The 16,018-nt window shown below is 71.4% G+C and carries 14 protein-coding genes; 8 read left to right on the forward strand and 6 right to left on the reverse strand.

The features are described from left to right. Positions 1 to 50 precede the first annotated feature (50 nt). The 4 genes from AB0G16_RS15430 to AB0G16_RS15445 all read right to left on the reverse strand — a co-directional run bounded on the left by AB0G16_RS15430 (position 51) and on the right by AB0G16_RS15445 (position 4,436). Complete coding sequence (locus AB0G16_RS15430; protein WP_362804671.1) at positions 51 to 998, reverse strand: ParA family protein; 948 nt, start codon at positions 996 to 998, stop codon at positions 51 to 53. A 100-nt stretch (positions 999 to 1,098) separates the two neighbouring features. Then, a complete protein-coding gene (locus tag AB0G16_RS15435; protein ID WP_362804807.1) occupies positions 1,099 to 2,025 on the reverse strand; it encodes a tyrosine recombinase in 927 nt (308 codons plus the stop codon). Between the two features lie 12 nt (positions 2,026 to 2,037). Next, positions 2,038 to 2,649 carry an NUDIX hydrolase gene (locus AB0G16_RS15440; RefSeq protein WP_362804810.1) on the reverse strand — a complete coding sequence of 204 codons (612 nt, stop codon included), beginning with the start codon at positions 2,647 to 2,649 and terminating at the stop codon, positions 2,038 to 2,040. Positions 2,650 to 2,765: 116 nt separating this feature from the next. Beyond that, entirely contained in the window at positions 2,766 to 4,436 is a 1,671-nt protein-coding gene (locus AB0G16_RS15445; RefSeq protein WP_362804674.1) for a CTP synthase, read from the reverse strand. A gap of 156 nt (positions 4,437 to 4,592) precedes the next feature. Here AB0G16_RS15445 and AB0G16_RS15450 point away from each other — a divergent pair, with 156 nt between their 5' ends. The 3 genes from AB0G16_RS15450 to AB0G16_RS15460 all read left to right on the forward strand — a co-directional run bounded on the left by AB0G16_RS15450 (position 4,593) and on the right by AB0G16_RS15460 (position 6,874). Beyond that, positions 4,593 to 5,444, forward strand: a complete 852-nt coding sequence (locus AB0G16_RS15450) for an acyltransferase (protein ID WP_362804677.1) — start codon at positions 4,593 to 4,595, stop codon at positions 5,442 to 5,444. Positions 5,445 to 5,523: 79 nt separating this feature from the next. Further along, positions 5,524 to 6,117: a DUF4126 domain-containing protein gene (locus tag AB0G16_RS15455; RefSeq protein WP_362804680.1), complete on the forward strand. Its 594-nt coding sequence runs from the start codon at positions 5,524 to 5,526 to the stop codon at positions 6,115 to 6,117. 142 nt (positions 6,118 to 6,259) lie between these two features. Next, positions 6,260 to 6,874 (forward strand): hypothetical protein, encoded by a 615-nt coding sequence (locus AB0G16_RS15460; protein ID WP_362804683.1) that lies wholly within the window; start codon positions 6,260 to 6,262, stop codon positions 6,872 to 6,874. Positions 6,875 to 7,082: 208 nt separating this feature from the next. Here the strand turns inward: AB0G16_RS15460 and AB0G16_RS15465 are convergent, their stop codons facing one another. Then, entirely contained in the window at positions 7,083 to 7,652 is a 570-nt protein-coding gene (locus AB0G16_RS15465) for a hypothetical protein (RefSeq protein ID WP_362804686.1), read from the reverse strand. A gap of 136 nt (positions 7,653 to 7,788) precedes the next feature. Continuing rightward, positions 7,789 to 9,900 carry an excinuclease ABC subunit UvrB gene (uvrB, locus tag AB0G16_RS15470; protein WP_362804689.1) on the reverse strand — a complete coding sequence of 704 codons (2,112 nt, stop codon included), beginning with the start codon at positions 9,898 to 9,900 and terminating at the stop codon, positions 7,789 to 7,791. Between the two features lie 304 nt (positions 9,901 to 10,204). On the opposite strand from uvrB, the gene AB0G16_RS15475 reads away from it, so the two are divergent. From AB0G16_RS15475 to AB0G16_RS15495, 5 genes are all read left to right on the forward strand, one after another. Then, positions 10,205 to 11,881, forward strand: a complete 1,677-nt coding sequence (locus tag AB0G16_RS15475; RefSeq protein WP_362804692.1) for an SPFH domain-containing protein — start codon at positions 10,205 to 10,207, stop codon at positions 11,879 to 11,881. Continuing rightward, on the forward strand, positions 11,878 to 13,158 hold the full coding sequence (locus tag AB0G16_RS15480; protein WP_362804695.1) for an SPFH domain-containing protein: 1,281 nt from the start codon (positions 11,878 to 11,880) through the stop codon (positions 13,156 to 13,158). The genes AB0G16_RS15475 and AB0G16_RS15480 overlap by 4 nt, the downstream gene beginning before the upstream one ends. A gap of 29 nt (positions 13,159 to 13,187) precedes the next feature. Continuing rightward, a complete protein-coding gene (locus AB0G16_RS15485) occupies positions 13,188 to 13,958 on the forward strand; it encodes a sporulation protein (RefSeq protein ID WP_362804698.1) in 771 nt (256 codons plus the stop codon). 164 nt (positions 13,959 to 14,122) lie between these two features. Continuing rightward, complete coding sequence (locus AB0G16_RS15490; protein WP_362804701.1) at positions 14,123 to 15,352, forward strand: sigma-70 family RNA polymerase sigma factor; 1,230 nt, start codon at positions 14,123 to 14,125, stop codon at positions 15,350 to 15,352. A 62-nt stretch (positions 15,353 to 15,414) separates the two neighbouring features. Beyond that, positions 15,415 to 15,957, forward strand: a complete 543-nt coding sequence (locus AB0G16_RS15495; RefSeq protein ID WP_362804704.1) for a dihydrofolate reductase family protein — start codon at positions 15,415 to 15,417, stop codon at positions 15,955 to 15,957. The last annotated feature ends 61 nt before the right edge of the window (positions 15,958 to 16,018 follow it).

The raw sequence follows: 16,018 nt of genomic DNA on the forward strand, positions 1-16,018 counted from the left end.
CCCCCAGTGTCCCGTACCCGATGATCGTCCCGTGCCCGTGGGCGGGACGATCACTGCTCCATCGCGGCCCACCTGGCGAGGACCTCCCTGGCGAGCTCGCGGTAGGCGCTGGCGCCGAGCGAGGAGGAGTCGAAGCTGGTGATGGGCTCACCGGCCACGGTCGCGTCCGGGAAGCGGACGGTCCGGTTGATCACCGTGTGGTAGACCTTGTCGTCGAACGCCTCCACGACCCGGGCCAGCACCTCGCGGCCGTGCAGGGTGCGCGCGTCGTACATGGTGGCGAGCAGGCCCTCGATGACCAGCTCGTCGTTGATGCGCTCCTGGACCTTGATGATCGTGTCCATCAGCAGCGCGACGCCGCGCAGCGCGAAGAACTCGCACTCCAGCGGCACCATGACGCCGTGCGCGCAGGCCAGCGCGTTGATCGTGAGCAGGCCCAGGGACGGCTGGCAGTCGATCAGGCAGACGTCGTACTCGGGCAGCAGGGGTTTGATGACCCGGCCGAGCACCTGCTCGCGGGCGACCTCGGTGACGAGCTGGACCTCGGCGGCCGACAGGTCGATGTTGCTGGGCAGCAGGTCCATGCGCTCGACGCCGGTCTCCAGCAGCACGTCCCTGGCGGTGATCTGCCGCTCCATCAGGAGGTTGTAGACCGTCAGGTCGAGCTGGAGGGGGTTGATGCCCAGGCCGACCGACAGGGCGCCCTGCGGGTCGAAGTCGACGAGCAGCACCTTCAGCCCGGCCTCCGCCAGCGCGGCTCCCAGGTTGATGGTGGTGGTCGTCTTGCCGACCCCGCCCTTCTGGTTGACCATGGCGACGACCCGCGCCGGCCCGTGCACCGTGCGCGGGGGCGGGTCGGGAAAGACCGGCCGGGGGCGCCCGGTCGGGCCGAGGACTCCCCCGCTGCGAGGGGTCCCGGCGGTCTTGGTGTCGCCCCAGGGATTCTCGGGGTTTGCCGAAGTAGCACCCCGGATAGAACCGTCGGTGGTCACAGTCACCAGTCGAACCTCCCTGACGGCCTCTAACCGGAACCGTCCGGACGGACACTATGGCGTCAACACGTATGCGGCAAGGCGGCACGCCCGGACATAAGCAAGGTCAATCCCGCGTGCGCGGATGAGCAGCGGCACAGACCTCTCGGAGTTCGTCGACCGTTACCTGGGTGTACACCTGGGTGGTGGTCACCGAGGCGTGGCCGAGTAGTTCCTGAACCACCCTAACGTCCGCGCCCCCGTCGAGGAGGTGCGTTGCGAACGAATGTCGCAACATATGTGGTGACACGCCGTCGAGCCCGCCCCGTTCGGCCGCGCCCTGCAGGACCTCCCAGGCGCCCTGGCGGGTCAGCCGGCCGCCGCGGGCGTTGAGGAACAGCCCCGGGCCACCGCGCCCCCGGGCGGCGATGCGGGGGCGGGCGCGGGCGAGGTAGGCGCGAAGGGCCTCCCCGGCGAAGCCTCCCAGCGGCACCAGGCGGGCGCGGCCGCCCTTGCCGCGCAGCCGCACCCGCTGGGCGCCGGCGCCCAGGTCGACGTCGTCCACGGTGAGCCCCACGGCCTCGGAGATGCGCGCGCCGGTGCCGTACAGCAGCTCCAGCAGGGCCCGGTTGCGCAAGGTCAGGGGGGCGCCGTCGGGACCGCAGGCGGCGATCAGCCGCTCCACGTCGCGGACGCTGATCGCCCTGGGCAGTCGCCGCAGTTGGCGGGGCGGGCGTACCTGGCGGGCGGGGTCGTGGCGGCAGACGCCCTGGGTCAGCGCGAAGCGGTGCAGGCCCCGCACGGCGGAGACGGCCCGTGCCGCCGAGGCGGCGACGAGGGCCCGGTGTTCCTCGTCCCCCTCCCTGAGGGCCGCCACGAAGGCGGTGACGTCACCCTCGGCGACCTCGCCGAGGGTGACGCGCCCGAGGTTCCTCAGGTGTTCGAGGTAGCGCAGGAGGTCACGGCGGTAGGAGGCCAGGGTGTTGGCGGCCAGGCCCCGCTCCACCGCCAGGTGGTCGAGGTAGCTGGAGAGGACGGCCTCCGTCTCGCTCAGGGTGTCCTCCTGTCATGCCTCCGGTGCGTCGGCGGGCCGCAGAGAGGCGAATCCATCCGCCGAAGCGGCGTATGCGGCGAGAATACCGGCCACGGCTTGGGAATTGTGGATCATTCCCGCCATGGCACGCCGAACCGCTTCGGACAGGGGGATCCAGACCAGCGGCATGTCGGCCTCCTCGTGCCGGCGGACGAAGTCCAGCTCCCCCTCGGGCAGCGGCGAGACGTCCCTGGCCAGGAAGATCCGGGTGCGCTCGTCCGCCATGCCCGGCGAGGTGAAGGCGTCGACGAGGACGTTCCAGGTCCGGGCCCGGTAGCCGGTCTCCTCGGCGAGCTCGCGGGCGGCCCCGACGTACAGGGGCTCCCCGTCCACGTCGCGCAGCCCGGCGGGCAGCTCCCACAGCAGCCGCCGCACGGGGTGGCGGTACTGGCGCAGCAGCAGGATCCGGCCCGCCTCGTCGAGGGCGACGACCGCCACCGAGCCGGGGTGGACGACGTAGTCGCGGTTGACGACCTCGCCGTCCGGCATCACCACCGCCTCGGTGACGCCGGTGATCACCCGGGCGCGGAAGCGCTCGGTGCGGGAGTCGACCTTCCACTCCTCGGGCACGTCCCGGACCTCCAGGTCCGCGGGACCCCCGACGACCTCGGCGGTGCCGGCCTCCCCGGCGGGCGCGGCGGGCGCGGTGCCTCCGGCGGGCGCGGCGGGCGCGGCGGGCTCGGTGCCCTCTCCGGGGCCGCTCACTTGCCCCGCCCGGCCTTGGCGGCGGTGCCGCGGACGTCGGCGTACGTCAGCGCGGCGGCGATCAGGCCCTTGAACAGGGGGTGCGCCCGGGTCGGCCGGGAGCGGAACTCCGGGTGCGCCTGGGTGCCGATGAAGAAGGGGTGGGCGTCGGCGGGCAGCTCGGCGTACTCCACCAGGCGTCCGTCGGGCGAGAGCCCGGAGAAGACCATGCCGACCTTCTCCAGCTGATCGCGGTAGGAGTTGTTGACCTCGTAGCGGTGGCGGTGGCGCTCGTCGACCTTGGCCATGCCGTACAGCCGCCGGGCCAGCGAGTCCTCGGCGAGCCTGGCCGGGTAGAGGCCCAGCCGCATGGTGCCGCCCATGTCGCGTTCGCCGGAGACGACGTCCTCCTGGTCGGCCATGGTGGAGATGACCGGGTGGGTGGTCTCGGCGTCGAACTCGGTGCTGCCGGCGTCCTCGATGCCGGCCAGGTGCCGGGCGGCGTCGATGACCATGCACTGCATGCCCAGGCAGATGCCGAGCAGCGGGACCTTGTTCTCCCTGGCGTGCCGGATCGCGCCGACCTTGCCCTCGATGCCGCGCACGCCGAAGCCGCCGGGGACCAGCACGCCGTCGACGCCGTCGAGCTCGCGGGCGGCGCCCTCGGGGGTCTCGCAGTCGTCGCTCTTGACCCAGCGGATGTTGACGCGGGCGTCGTTGGCGAAGCCGCCCGCGCGCAGCGCCTCGGTGACCGACAGGTAGGCGTCGGGCAGGTCGATGTACTTGCCGACGAGCGCGATCGTGACCTCGTTGGCCGGGCGGTGCACCCGGCGCAGGAGCTGCTCCCACTCCTTCCAGTCGACGTCCCTGAAGGGCAGGCCCAGGCGGCGCACCACGTAGGCGTCCAGCCCTTCGGAGTGCAGCACCTTGGGGATGTCGTAGATGCTGGCGGCGTCGATCGCGGAGACGACCGCGTCCTCGTCGACGTCGCACATCAGGCTGATCTTGCGCTTGAGCGAGTTGGTGATCGGCCGGTCCGACCGGCAGACGATCGCGTCGGGCTGGATGCCGATGCTGCGCAGCGCGGCCACCGAGTGCTGGGTCGGCTTGGTCTTCAGCTCCCCGCTCGGCCCGATGTAGGGCAGCAGCGAGACGTGCAGGAAGAACACGTTGTCGCGGCCGACCTCGTGGCGGACCTGGCGGACGGCCTCGAGGAAGGGCAGCGACTCGATGTCGCCCACGGTGCCGCCGACCTCGGTGATCACCACGTCCACCTCGGGCCCGGCCATGGACCGGATCCGGTCCTTGATCTCGTTGGTGATGTGCGGGATGACCTGCACGGTGTCGCCGAGATACTCGCCGCGGCGCTCCTTGGCGATGACGTTGGAGTACACCTGGCCGGTGGTCACGTTGGCCGAGCCGTGCAGCTCGGTGTCGAGGAACCGCTCGTAGTGGCCGACGTCCAGGTCGGTCTCGGCACCGTCGTCGGTGACGAACACCTCACCGTGCTGGAACGGGTTCATGGTGCCGGGGTCGACGTTGAGGTAGGGGTCGAGCTTCTGCATGGTGACCCGCAGGCCGCGCAGCTTGAGAAGGCGTCCGAGGCTGGAGGCCGTCAGTCCCTTTCCCAGGCTGGAGGCGACGCCGCCGGTGACGAACAGATGTTTGGTGTGTGCGGCGCTGCGCAAGAAGGCTCCCGTGGTCGTTACAGATCAGTCGGCGCACCCTTATGAATGGCCTACAGGTCCACGGGCTCTCAGAATAACAAACGGCGCAGGCGGACGGCCCGGACGACCCCGACCCGCGTACCCGGCGGATCCGACCGAGCGGTAACTTGGTCCGTCATGTCACTTCGTGATGTGGTACGGCGTGCCGCGGGCAGCCTCGTTCACCGGCTCTGGGCCGCCGTCCGCGAGGCCGGCACCGTCACCCCGGCCAGCCCCGGCGGTTACCGGTTCCGGCACCTGGGCGAGGGCGCGTGCCTGTCGTTCCCGGTGGGGGCGATCTTCGGTGAGGCCTGGATCGAGATCGGCGAGCACACCCTGATCGGTGAGCGGGTCTCCGTCTCCGCGGGCATGGGGCCGGGCGTGGACCTGGGCCCGGACTCGATCGTGCGGATCGGCCGGAGCTGCTCCATCGGCCGGGGCAGTCACATCGTGGGCCACCAGTCGATCGACATCGGCGACGACGTCTTCACCGGCCCGTACGTCTACATCACCGACCAGAACCACGTCTACGACGACCCCGAGGCGCCGATCGGCCGGCAGTGGCCGCGCAACACCCCGGTCTCCATCGGGCCGGGCTCGTGGCTGGGCACCGGTGCGATCATCCTGCCGGGAACCAGGATCGGCAGGCAGTGCGTGGTGGCGGGCGGGGCGGTGGTGCGCGGGGAGTTCCCCGACCACAGCGTGATCGCGGGCATCCCGGCCAGGGTGGTGCGCCACTACGTGCCAGGCCGGGGCTGGCTGCCGCCCCACCCGGCCGGCGCCGACGTCGTGAACGCGGCCGACGGGACGGACATCGTGAGCGCGGCGACCGCCCTGGAGGGCCTGGACGACGCGGAGGGCCTGGACGACGCGGGAGATCCGGGCGGCGCGAGGAACACGGGCGGCACGGGCAACACGGGCAACACGGGCGGGAGGGGCGCGGCACGGGGTCCGGTGACGGTACGGACACGCCCGTCGATACCGGAGTGATACCCGCCGGGGCGGCCGGATCGGGATCGTTCGGCGGGCGGTGGCCGTTGAACCCGGCAGAGAACACTACGGAGGTGCGATGCTCGCGGCACTGACAGGCCTCGGACTCTCCACCGCGGCCGGGCTCAACGCCTACATCCCGCTGCTGGTGGTCGGCCTGCTCGCCAACTTCACCGATCAGATCCGGCTGCCGCAGGAGTTCGCCTGGCTCACCAACGGCTGGGTGCTGGGGATCATCGCGGTGCTGCTCCTGGCGGAGTTCGTGCTCGACAAGGTCCCGGTGGTCGACAGCGTCAACGACATGATCCAGACCGTCGTCCGCCCGGCCTCCGGCGGCGTGGTCTTCAGCGCCACCGAGGCCGCGACCCGGTTGGACGGCTCGACCTGGATGAGCCACAACCCCTGGCTGAGCTGGCTGCTGGGCATCGGGATCGCGCTGGCCGTGCACACCATGAAGGCCGCCACCAGGCCTGTGGTGAACGCCGGCACGGCCGGGGTGGGCGCGCCCGTGGTCAGCACGGTCGAGGACGCCGGATCGCTGGGCATCAGCCTGGTCGCGATCTTCCTCCCGGTGCTGGTCGTCGTGGTGCTGGCGGTGCTCGGGGTGCTGGCCTGGCTGGCGACCCGGCGGTTGCGACGGCGGCGGCGCGCCGCCCAGCCGGTCCCGCGATGACGCCGCTCCGCCCGGGCCCTTCGACGAGCCGCCCGGGCCGTCCCCTCCGACCGGCACCGGCCGGTCTGGCCGCATCCGGCGCCCCCGCGGGGGCGCCGGTGCGGGCTATGCTCGTGACATCCCGTCCAACCCCTGCCGGGAGGTGGCTCCGATCGGCGATTTCCTCATCGTCCTGCTGGTGATCCTGCTGTTCTTCCTTCTCCTGGGAGGAGTGGGGATCTACCTGCTGGTCAAGGTCGGCAAGAAGGCCACCAAGAAGGCCAGGAAGGTCGGCACCCGGGTCGCCTCGCAGGTGGCGGCCATGGGCACCGGTGACGCCGCCGAGACCGAGCGGATGCGGCTCGACCTGAAGCGCGAGGTCTCACTGACCCGTCAGGCCGTGGAGCACGCGCTCCGTGGCGGCTGGGGCCTGGGCGACCTGCCCCACCTGGTGGCCGAGATCACGGTGCACGCCGAGCAGCTGGACACCCAGCTCGCCCACTACGCCCGGGAACGCCGGGTGTCGCCCTACGTCGACCACACGGCCCTGAGCAGGCTGCGCGAGCACCACTCCAAGCTGACCACGTCCTGCGCGCGGATCAGGGCCGACCTGCGCAACGACCAGATGGAGCACTCGGCCGGGAGCATCGAGCAGATCCAGGGGCGCACCGACCTGGAGATCGAGGCCCGCCGCCGCGCGCCCGACCCGCTGGACGAGATCGACGAGCTCTACAACCGCACGATGATCAACCGCTCCCGCCACGACGACTCCCCCTGACCCTCCCTCGCGGCCCAGCGGCTCCGAACGACCTGCGCGCCGAACACGGAGGGTGTCGCCATGACTCCTGCAGGTAATGTTCCGGGGTGTCGCCGAAGGAGGTTCTCTCATGACAGCCGTTTTCCCCGAATGGTTCTATCCGGGGCCGACCGGCGGGTGGACCGCCGAATCGGCTTCCCGGTCGACATCGACCTCGACCTGAGCGGGTTCATCGGTCCGTGATCGCGAGGTCGTCGTAGAGGCCGGCGAGGTCGTCGTAGCCGGCTCCGGCGTTGATGCGGGCGCGCAGTGCCTGGGCCTGGGAGGTGGTGGGCAGGAAACCGTCCAGCAGGGCGGGCAGGCCGAGTCTCCAGCCGAGCAGGGTCCTCGGCGACTGCCGGTGCCCGGCGCGGATCACCGAGACACCGACCCTGATCGCGTGCTCGTTACCGGGCGGCACGTGGGGGCGGTCGATCTCGACGGCCGAGTAGCGGAAGCCGTCGGCGAGGTCGCACGGCGGGCAGCCTCGCGGCCCCCGGCCCAGCGGCCCCCCGCACCCGGGGCAGCCGATCCGGTCGAGAGCGGCGTCGACGACCCGCCAGCCGTGCCGGTCGGGCTCGTCCGCGATCATCTCGGCGATCACCGGCTCCTCCTCGGCGGACGGCCCGTCCGGGCCGAAGCGTTCCCGCAGGAACTCCCGCCAGCCGTCCTCGACGATCCGGTCGATCAGCGCCGCGCACCGGTCACAGCCGGGTGCCCCGCCGTACTCCCAGCAGCCGCACCCGGCGCACCGTCGCATCCCCCGACCGTATCCGGACTCGCCGGAGACCGGCGAACCGTTTTGCTGCCCCCGGTTTCCCGCCCGCCCGGTCTCCTCCCCCGGCCTCCTGCCGGCCCGGCCGAGGACCGCCCGGGACGCCGGGGGGTCCGGCCGGTCAGGAGACCCCGGCCTCGCGCATGTCGCGGACCTCTCGCTTGAGCTCCTTGATCTCGTCGCGGAGCCTGGCGGCCACCTCGAACTGGAGGTCGGCGGCGGCCTGGTGCATCTGCGCGGTGAGCGACTCCATCAGCGCCTCCAGCTGGGCCCTGGGCATCTCCCCGGCGATCGCCTTGGCGTGCTGGCCCGCCTGCTTGAGCGCGAAACCGGGCACCGGGGCCTTGCCGCGCGACTGCTGACGGCCGCTGCCGCCGAGGAGCTGCTCGGTGTCGGCGTCCTCGCGGCTGAGCGAGTCGAGGATGTCGGCGATCTTCTTGCGGAGCGGCTGCGGGTCGATGCCGTTGGCCTCGTTGTAGGCGATCTGCTTGGCCCGGCGGCGGTTGGTCTCGTCGATCGCCCGCTCCATCGAGGGGGTGACCCGGTCGGCGTACATGTGCACCTGGCCGGAGACGTTGCGGGCCGCGCGGCCGATGGTCTGGATCAGGGAGGTCTCCGAGCGCAGGAAGCCCTCCTTGTCGGCGTCGAGGATGGCCACCAGCGACACCTCGGGCAGGTCCAGGCCCTCGCGGAGCAGGTTGATGCCGACCAGCACGTCGAACTCGCCCATCCGCAGCTCGCGCAGGAGCTCGATGCGGCGCAGGGTGTCGACCTCGCTGTGCAGGTAGCGGACCCGGATGCCGAGCTCCAGCAGGTAGTCGGTGAGGTCCTCGGACATCTTCTTGGTCAGCGTGGTGACCAGGACCCGCTCGTCCTTCTCGGTGCGCAGGCGGATCTCGTGGATCAGGTCGTCGATCTGCGACTTGGTCGGCTTGACGATCACCTCGGGGTCGATCAGGCCGGTCGGCCGGATGACCTGCTCGACCACGTCGCCCTTGGAGCGGCCCAGCTCGTAGGTGCCCGGGGTGGCCGACAGGTAGATCGTCTGGCCGATGCGCTCCAGGAACTCCTCCCACTTCAGCGGGCGGTTGTCCATGGCCGACGGCAGGCGGAAGCCGTGGTCGACCAGGGTGCGCTTGCGGGAGGCGTCGCCCTCGTACATGGCGCCGATCTGCGGGACGGTCTGGTGGGACTCGTCCAGGACGAGGAGGAAGTCCTCGGGGAAGTAGTCGAGCAGGGTGTTGGGCGCGCTGCCCGGGGCGCGGCCGTCCATGTGGCGCGAGTAGTTCTCGATGCCGGAGCAGCTGCCGATCTGGCGCATCATCTCCAGGTCGTAGGTGGTGCGCATGCGCAGCCGCTGGGCCTCCAGGAGCTTGCCCTGGCGCTCCATGGTCTCCAGGGTCTCGGCCAGCTCGGCCTCGATGCCCCGGACGGCGTTCTCCATCCGCTCGGTGCCCGCGACGTAGTGCGAGGCCGGGAAGATGTAGAGCTCGGTGTCCTCGGTGATCACCTCGCCGGTCAGCGGGTGCATGGTCGAGAGCTTCTCGATCTCGTCGCCGAACATCTCGATCCGCACGGCGAGCTCTTCGTACTTGGGGATGATCTCGATGGTGTCGCCGCGCACCCGGAAGGTGCCCCGGGTGAAGGCCATGTCGTTGCGGACGTACTGCATGTCGACGAGGCGGCGGAGCAGGACGTCTCGCTCGATCTCCTGGCCGACCTTGAGCCTGACCATGCGGTCGACGTACTCCTGGGGGGTGCCCAGGCCGTAGATGCACGACACCGAGGCCACCACGATGGTGTCGCGGCGGGTCAGCAGCGAGTTGGTCGCCGAGTGACGGAGCCGCTCGACCTCCTCGTTGATCGAGGAGTCCTTCTCGATGTAGGTGTCGCTCTGCGGGACGTACGCCTCGGGCTGGTAGTAGTCGTAGTAGGAGACGAAGTACTCGACGGCGTTGTTGGGCATCATCTCGCGCAGCTCGTTGGCGAACTGGGCGGCGAGCGTCTTGTTGGGCTGGATGACCAGGGTCGGCCTCTGGACGCGCTCGATCAGCCAGGCGACCGTGGCGGTCTTGCCCGTGCCCGTGGCTCCCAGCAGGACGTTGTCCCGGTCACCGGCCTTGACGCGCCGTTCGAGCTCGGCGATCGCGGTGGGCTGGTCACCCGAAGGGATCATGTCGGTGACGACCTCGAAGGGGGCCACCTTGCGCTGCAAATCTGTTACCGGCCTCACCTGTCTCACTGTAGGCGGAGCGACCGACAGTTCTCCCCCGGACGGCCCCGTCCCCCTCCCCCGGGGCCGGTCCCTCGCGTCCGGGAGGCCGTCCCTCCCCCGCCCGGGGACGGGCGTCCCCCTTCCGGCGACGGCCTCCCGGGGACGCCGTACGCTCGGCGCGGGGCCACGTCAACCGCTTGACAAGCGGATCGCAAGCGGCATCCCCTTTACTGTCCCGAGTGCGCACGATCACAAAGCGTGATATATCGGCTCTTCGAGCTATGAATAATCCGGAGGTGTGATGTCCCGGCCAAGGGAAGCCATGCAGTACGCCAGGGCCGCGGCCCAGACGATAGGCCAGGGCGGTGACATGCGCCAGGTGGTCGGCCAGGCCGCCGAGCAGTTCGCCGGCCAGGTCCAGGGCCAGTTCACCGGCCAGGGCGGCAGGCAGGGCGGGTCCGGGGCCGTCGCGGGCTTCGCGCTCACCCCCTCCGACTTCACCGCGGCCCGCGACCAGGGCGCGTCCGTGGGTACGGTCATCGAGGCCCGCAGCGCGCCGCTGAACGAGGCCGGCGAGATCGTCAACCGCAGCTTCAGCGGCAACGGCCCGGACGGCGAGCCGGTCCACGTCATCTCCCCGGTGGTCATCCCCAGGAGCACCACCGCCAGGGTGATCGTCCCGCTGGTCGTGCTGGCCGGTCTCGGCGTGGTCGGCCTGGTGGCCACCGGGCTGCCCGAGGGCGCCCGGGTGCTGTTCGGCCCGCACTACTGGGTCGTGCTGGTGCTGGCGGCGGCGTTCCTGTGGTGGCGGCGCAGCGTGGTCATGGTGCCCGAGGGCTGCAAGGCCCTGATCACCAAGTTCGGCAAGCTCGTGCAGATCGCCGAGCCGGGGCGGGTGACGCTGTTCAACCCGTGGAAGCGGGTCAGCTACATCGTCAACACCACCCGCGAGTACCCGTTCAACGCGCCCATCAGCGAGGCTCCCACCCAGCAGGGCGTCAAGGCCAGCGTCGACCTGTTCCTGCAGTTCCGCATCGAGGACCCGGCCGAGTTCATCTTCGTGCTCGGCTCGGTCGGCGGTTTCCAGGCCAAGCTGCAGAACGCCATCAGCGAGGTCACCCGCTCGCTGATCTACGCCCAGCGCGCCGAGGAGATCTACGACCTGGTCGGCGAGAGCACCATGGGCATGCTGGACAACCTCAACCAGCAGTTCCTGCCCGCCGTACGGCTCACCGACGTCAACATCACGCACGCCGAGCCGACCAGCCAGGAGTACCGGATGGACCTGGCCGCCCCCGAGATGATCAGGGTCGCCAAGGAGGCGTACACCTACGAGTACGAGCTCCAGCTCCGCAAGGAGCAGAACGAGGGCGACCTGATCAAGGAGCTCGCCGGGCTGCAGGAGCAGCTCTCGGCCATCCACGCCGAGATCGCCGGGCACCAGGCCCGCATCGACACCGCGCTGGAGCGCGCCTCCCACCAGGCCAAGGCCGCCGGCGGCCAGCGGCTGGTGGAGGCCGAGTCCACCGCCAAGGCCAACGCCGCGCTGCTGGAGGCCCAGGCGCTGGACATCCGGGCGCTGAGCGCCGCCCAGGCGCCGGAGATCCTCGGCTACCGGTTCCAGCAGGACCTGCTCGACAAGCTCGAGTCCGTCGCCCCGCACCTGCCGCGCCTGGTCCAGGTCGGCGAGACCGCCGACGTCGACCTGCTCGCCCTGGCCGGGCAGCTCGTCGGCGGGCACGAGGCACAGCTGTTCTCCGAGGCGGACATGGCCGCGATCAGGGCCCGTACGGGCGAGATCGGCGGGCGCGTCGAGAAGCGCGGGGCGGAGATCGCCGCCCTGCTGCACGCCCCGGCCGACGCCGTCGTCCCCGTCCCGGACGCGGGCGTGCCCCCGGCCGGTGCGGCGGGCACGGCCGCGTCCGTGCCCCAGTCCGTGCCCCAGTCCGTGACCACCGGTGAGAACGCGGCGAGCGCCGTACAGGAGGAGGTCCGTTGAGCGGCAGGGAGTTCTCCAAGATCAAGGAATCGCTGGCCTCGTGGTCGGAGATCCGCCAGCTGCTGCGCGGCGGCGAGTCGGGCCAGCTCGTGCCGGTGGTGATCCCCAAGGACCGCCGGGGCTTCGCCTGGGTGGGCCTGCTCCTGCTGGCCCTCTACCTGGCGGGCACCGCGGTGTTCGCCGGGGGCGCCCTGTCCCTGCTGGCGGCGGCCGCGGCGGTGTTCACCCTGCTCGCGGCGGCCGTCTGGCTGTGGCGCCGCGCCATCATCGAGATCGAGGAGGGCACCACGGGCGTGCGCAGCCGGTGGGGCGCCATCGTGGGCACGCTCCCTCCGGGACGGCACTACCTGTGGCTGCCCTGGGACCGGGTGGACGCGGTGGTCGACACCTCCACCGAGATCCCCTACTCCGCGCCGATCGCGGCCTGCCCGACGGCCGAGAACGTCCCGCTCAAGTCGATCGAGTTCTTCCTGAAGTTCCGCATCGTCGACCCGGTCGCCTTCGTCCGTACCATCGGGGCCGGTAACTTCGACCTCGTGCTCAGCAGTGCCGTACAGGACGCCATCCGCCAGCGCAGCCGCCAGGTGCACACCGAGCGCGCCTACGACCTGCGCGGGTCCGACGTCGGCGACATGCAGGAGCTGCTCACCCGCCAGCTCGGCCGCTACGGGGTGCGCATCACCGGCGCCAACATCCCCGACGTGCAGCTCCCCGACCAGTACCAGCAGCACCTGGCCACCCGCGAGAAGGTCGCCAAGGAGCTGTCGGCGTTCGAGCGCGAGTGGGAGCTGACCCGCAAGCGCCGGATCGACACCCTGCTGATGGAGATCGAACGCTCCAAGAAGACCCGTGACGCGCGGATCGTCGAGGTGCGGGCCGCCGCCAACACCGCGCGCAAGGACGTCGCCCGCATGCTGGAGGAGCACGAGACCGAGGCGCAGCGGGTGCGCTGGGAGATCGAGGCCAAGGGCCGCGCCGAGCTCACCTCGGCCGAGAACGAGGCCAAGGGGCTGCGCAGGCTCGCCGACTCCTACCGCGACAACCGCGCCGTGCTCCAGTACGAGCTGGCCCGCCGCCGCCTGGACGTGGGCGCCAAGCTCGCCGAGAGCGCCCCGCGGCCGGTCGTCGTGCGAACCTCAGGAACCTCCGGCGACACCTCCGCGTTGTCCACATTGCTGCTGGCCCAGCTGCTGCCCCGGCTGAACGACGGCGCCGACGGCGCGGGTGGTGCGGGCGGCGTCAACGGCCAGGCCAGTCCCTCGATCCACAACCCCTGACAACAATTCTCCGACCCCTGGGAGTCCAGATGGTGTTCCGTAAGCTGATGGCCGCGTTCGGGGCCGGTGTCGAGGTCGACACGGTCCTGCAGAACTCGCACGTGCGGCCCGGCGAGGTCCTGCGCGGGCAGGTCAACTTCCGCGGCGGCGGCTCCGACTACAAGGTGGAGGGCATCTTCATCGACTTCACCGCCGTCGTCGAGGTCGAGAGCGGCGACAACGAGTACAAGTCGACGTACAGCTTCCTGCGCCAGCAGATCACCGGCTCCTTCCAGCTGGCCGCGGGCGCCCCGCAGTCGGCGCCCTTCGAGATCCAGGTGCCGTGGGAGACCCCGATCAGCGCCGTCGCCGGCCACCCGCTGCGCGGCATGCAGCTCGGCGTCTCCACCGAGCTCGCCCTGGCCGGCGCGCTCGACAAGGGCGACCTCGACCCGCTGTTCGTCAACCCGCTGCCCGCCCAGGACCACGTGCTCGGCGCGCTGAGCAACCTGGGCTTCGGCTTCAAGAAGGCCGACCTGGAGCGCGGCACGCTGCAGGGCTCGCGGATGCCGTTCTTCCAGGAGATCGAGTACTACGCCGGCCCCGAGTACCGCCGCCACTTCAACGAGCTGGAGCTCACCTTCATCGCGGGCCCGCAGGCGATGGACATCATCCTGGAGGCCGACAAGCGCGGCAGCTTCGGCTCCAGCCACGACACCTACAGCCGTTTCACGGTCCGCTACGAGGACCACCCGGGCCAGGTGGAGCAGTCGCTGCGCGGCGCCCTCCAGGCCATGGCCCAGAAGCGCGGCTGGTACTAACCTTCTTTCCGTACGGGTGTGCTCCGCTCTCCGGGGCACACCCGTACGCGCGTTCCCGGGGGCTCCGAGGGCTGCGAGGACTTTCAGGGCTCCGGGGCTCCGGGGCGCGGCCCGGCGCCGTTCTGTCGTACCCGGCCCGTAGGGTTCCCGCCAGGGTCAGACCGGTGGACGAGACGCGACGGGGGCGCTCGGTGAACTCGATGGGCTCGACGGGCTCGATGGGCTCGACGGGCTCGACGGGCGAGGGGGGCGGCGACGCGACGGTGGCCGCCGCGCGGGCGGGCGACGAGTCCGCGTTCGCGGCGCTCGTCGAGCGTCACCGGGGCGAGCTGCGGGTGCACTGCTACCGGATGCTGGGCTCGTTCGACGAGGCCGAGGACCTGGTTCAGGAGACGTTCCTGCGCGCGTGGAGGAAGCTCGGCGCTTTCGAGGGACGCTCGACGTTCCGCGCCTGGCTGTACCGGATCGCCACGAACGCCTGCCTCGACGTCCTCGACGGCCGGGCCCGCCGGGTGCTCCCGCACCACCTGGCCGGACCGTCGGACCCGAGCTCCGCGCCGGTGTCCCGCACCGACATCGCCTGGATGCAGCCGTTCCCGGACCGGCTGCTGGAGCCGGCCGCCCCCGGCGAGACCGAGCCGGACTCCGTGGCCGTCACCCGGGAGACGATCGAGCTGGCGTTCCTGGCCGCGATCCAACACCTGCCGCCCCGGCAGCGGGCGGTGCTGATCCTGCGCGACGTGCTCGGCTGGCCCGCCAAGCAGACCGCGACGCTGCTGGAGGGCAGCGTCGCGTCGGTGAACAGCGCGCTGCAGCGCGCCCGCGCGACGCTGCGGGACCACCTGCCCGAACGCCGCCTGGACTGGGCGCCGTCGGCGGAGCCGACCGAGCGGGAGCGAGCGGTGCTGCGGCGCTACATGGAGGCGATGGAGCGCGCCGACCCGGCCGCCGTCGCCGACCTGCTCGCCGAGGACGTACGGACGCAGATGCCGCCGTGGCCCATGTGGTTCCGGGGGCGCGACACGGTCGTGGCGTCGCTGGCGGCGAGCTGGGACGCCGGCTCGCCCGACCACGTGGGACGGTTCCGGATGATCCCCGTCCGGGCCAACCGGCAACCGGCCGTGGCGACCTACGTCCGGCGCCCGGGCGAGCCCGCCCACACCCCCTTCGCGATCTCCCTGCTGTGGATCGAGGGCGACCGGATCGCCGAGATCGTCGCCTTCCACGACCCCGGCCTGTTCGCGGCGTTCGCCCTGCCCGCGACACCGGCCCCGCCGGTCCTGCCCTCATCACCGTCCTCGCCCCTGCCGAAGGCGCCGGACACCACATCGCCCGAGGTGCCCGCGACGCTGCTCGGGGTGCCTCCCGGGGTGCCGCCGGCGACGCGTCGATGACTTCTCGCGCGATCCACCGTCTCAACACGGGTAACGGCAACCGACCCTGACGGAGACGCACCATGAGCAAGATGCTGTATTCGGCCACCATGTCGCTGGACGGCTTCATCACCGGAGCGGGCGGCGACATGTCCTGGCTGACCGACTACCTGGGCCCCGACCCGACCGCCGACACGCTCGCCGGCGAGATCGGCGCGCTTCTCGTCGGCCACCGCACCTTCCGCGGCGACGACCCCCACCGGGGCACCGACAAGGAGGAGAAGCCGTTCGGCGGCGCCTGGAGCGGGCCGCAGTTCGTGCTCACCCACCACATCCCGGACACGCCGGTGCCGGGCATCACCTTCGTCGACGACCTGGACGGCGGCGTCGCCGCGGCCAAGGCCGCCGCGGGCGGGAAGTACGTCAACATCCTCGGCGCCGACGTCGCCCGGCAGTGCCTGGCGGCGGGGGTGCTCGACGAGATCCTCGTGTTCGTCGCGCCCGTGATGCTGGGCGACGGCGTCCGGTTGTTCGACCACCCGGGCGGGACCAGGGTCAGGCTGGAGCGCATCGGCGTGGCCGAGGCGCCGCACGCGACGAGCATCCGGTTCCGCGTCGCCGGCTGAGCCGTCCCGGTGACGGCGGCAGACGCCCGACCGGGCTGCCGCCGCGCCGGGGAACGCCTCG

The sequence above is a fragment of the Streptosporangium sp. NPDC023615 genome (genome assembly GCF_040640155.1).
GTDB lineage: Bacteria > Actinomycetota > Actinomycetes > Streptosporangiales > Streptosporangiaceae > Streptosporangium.

Bases quoted from the DNA above. Each gene is read 5' to 3' on its own strand.
- AB0G16_RS15495 (WP_362804704.1), top strand. From the start codon at position 15,415: ATGAGCAAGATGCTGTATTCGGCCACCATGTCGCTGGACGGCTTCATC.
- AB0G16_RS15465 (WP_362804686.1), bottom strand. From the start codon at position 7,652: ATGCGACGGTGCGCCGGGTGCGGCTGCTGGGAGTACGGCGGGGCACCC.
- AB0G16_RS15475 (WP_362804692.1), top strand. From the start codon at position 10,205: ATGCAGTACGCCAGGGCCGCGGCCCAGACGATAGGCCAGGGCGGTGAC.
- AB0G16_RS15455 (WP_362804680.1), top strand. From the start codon at position 5,524: ATGCTCGCGGCACTGACAGGCCTCGGACTCTCCACCGCGGCCGGGCTC.
- AB0G16_RS15485 (WP_362804698.1), top strand. From the start codon at position 13,188: ATGGTGTTCCGTAAGCTGATGGCCGCGTTCGGGGCCGGTGTCGAGGTC.
- AB0G16_RS15450 (WP_362804677.1), top strand. From the start codon at position 4,593: ATGTCACTTCGTGATGTGGTACGGCGTGCCGCGGGCAGCCTCGTTCAC.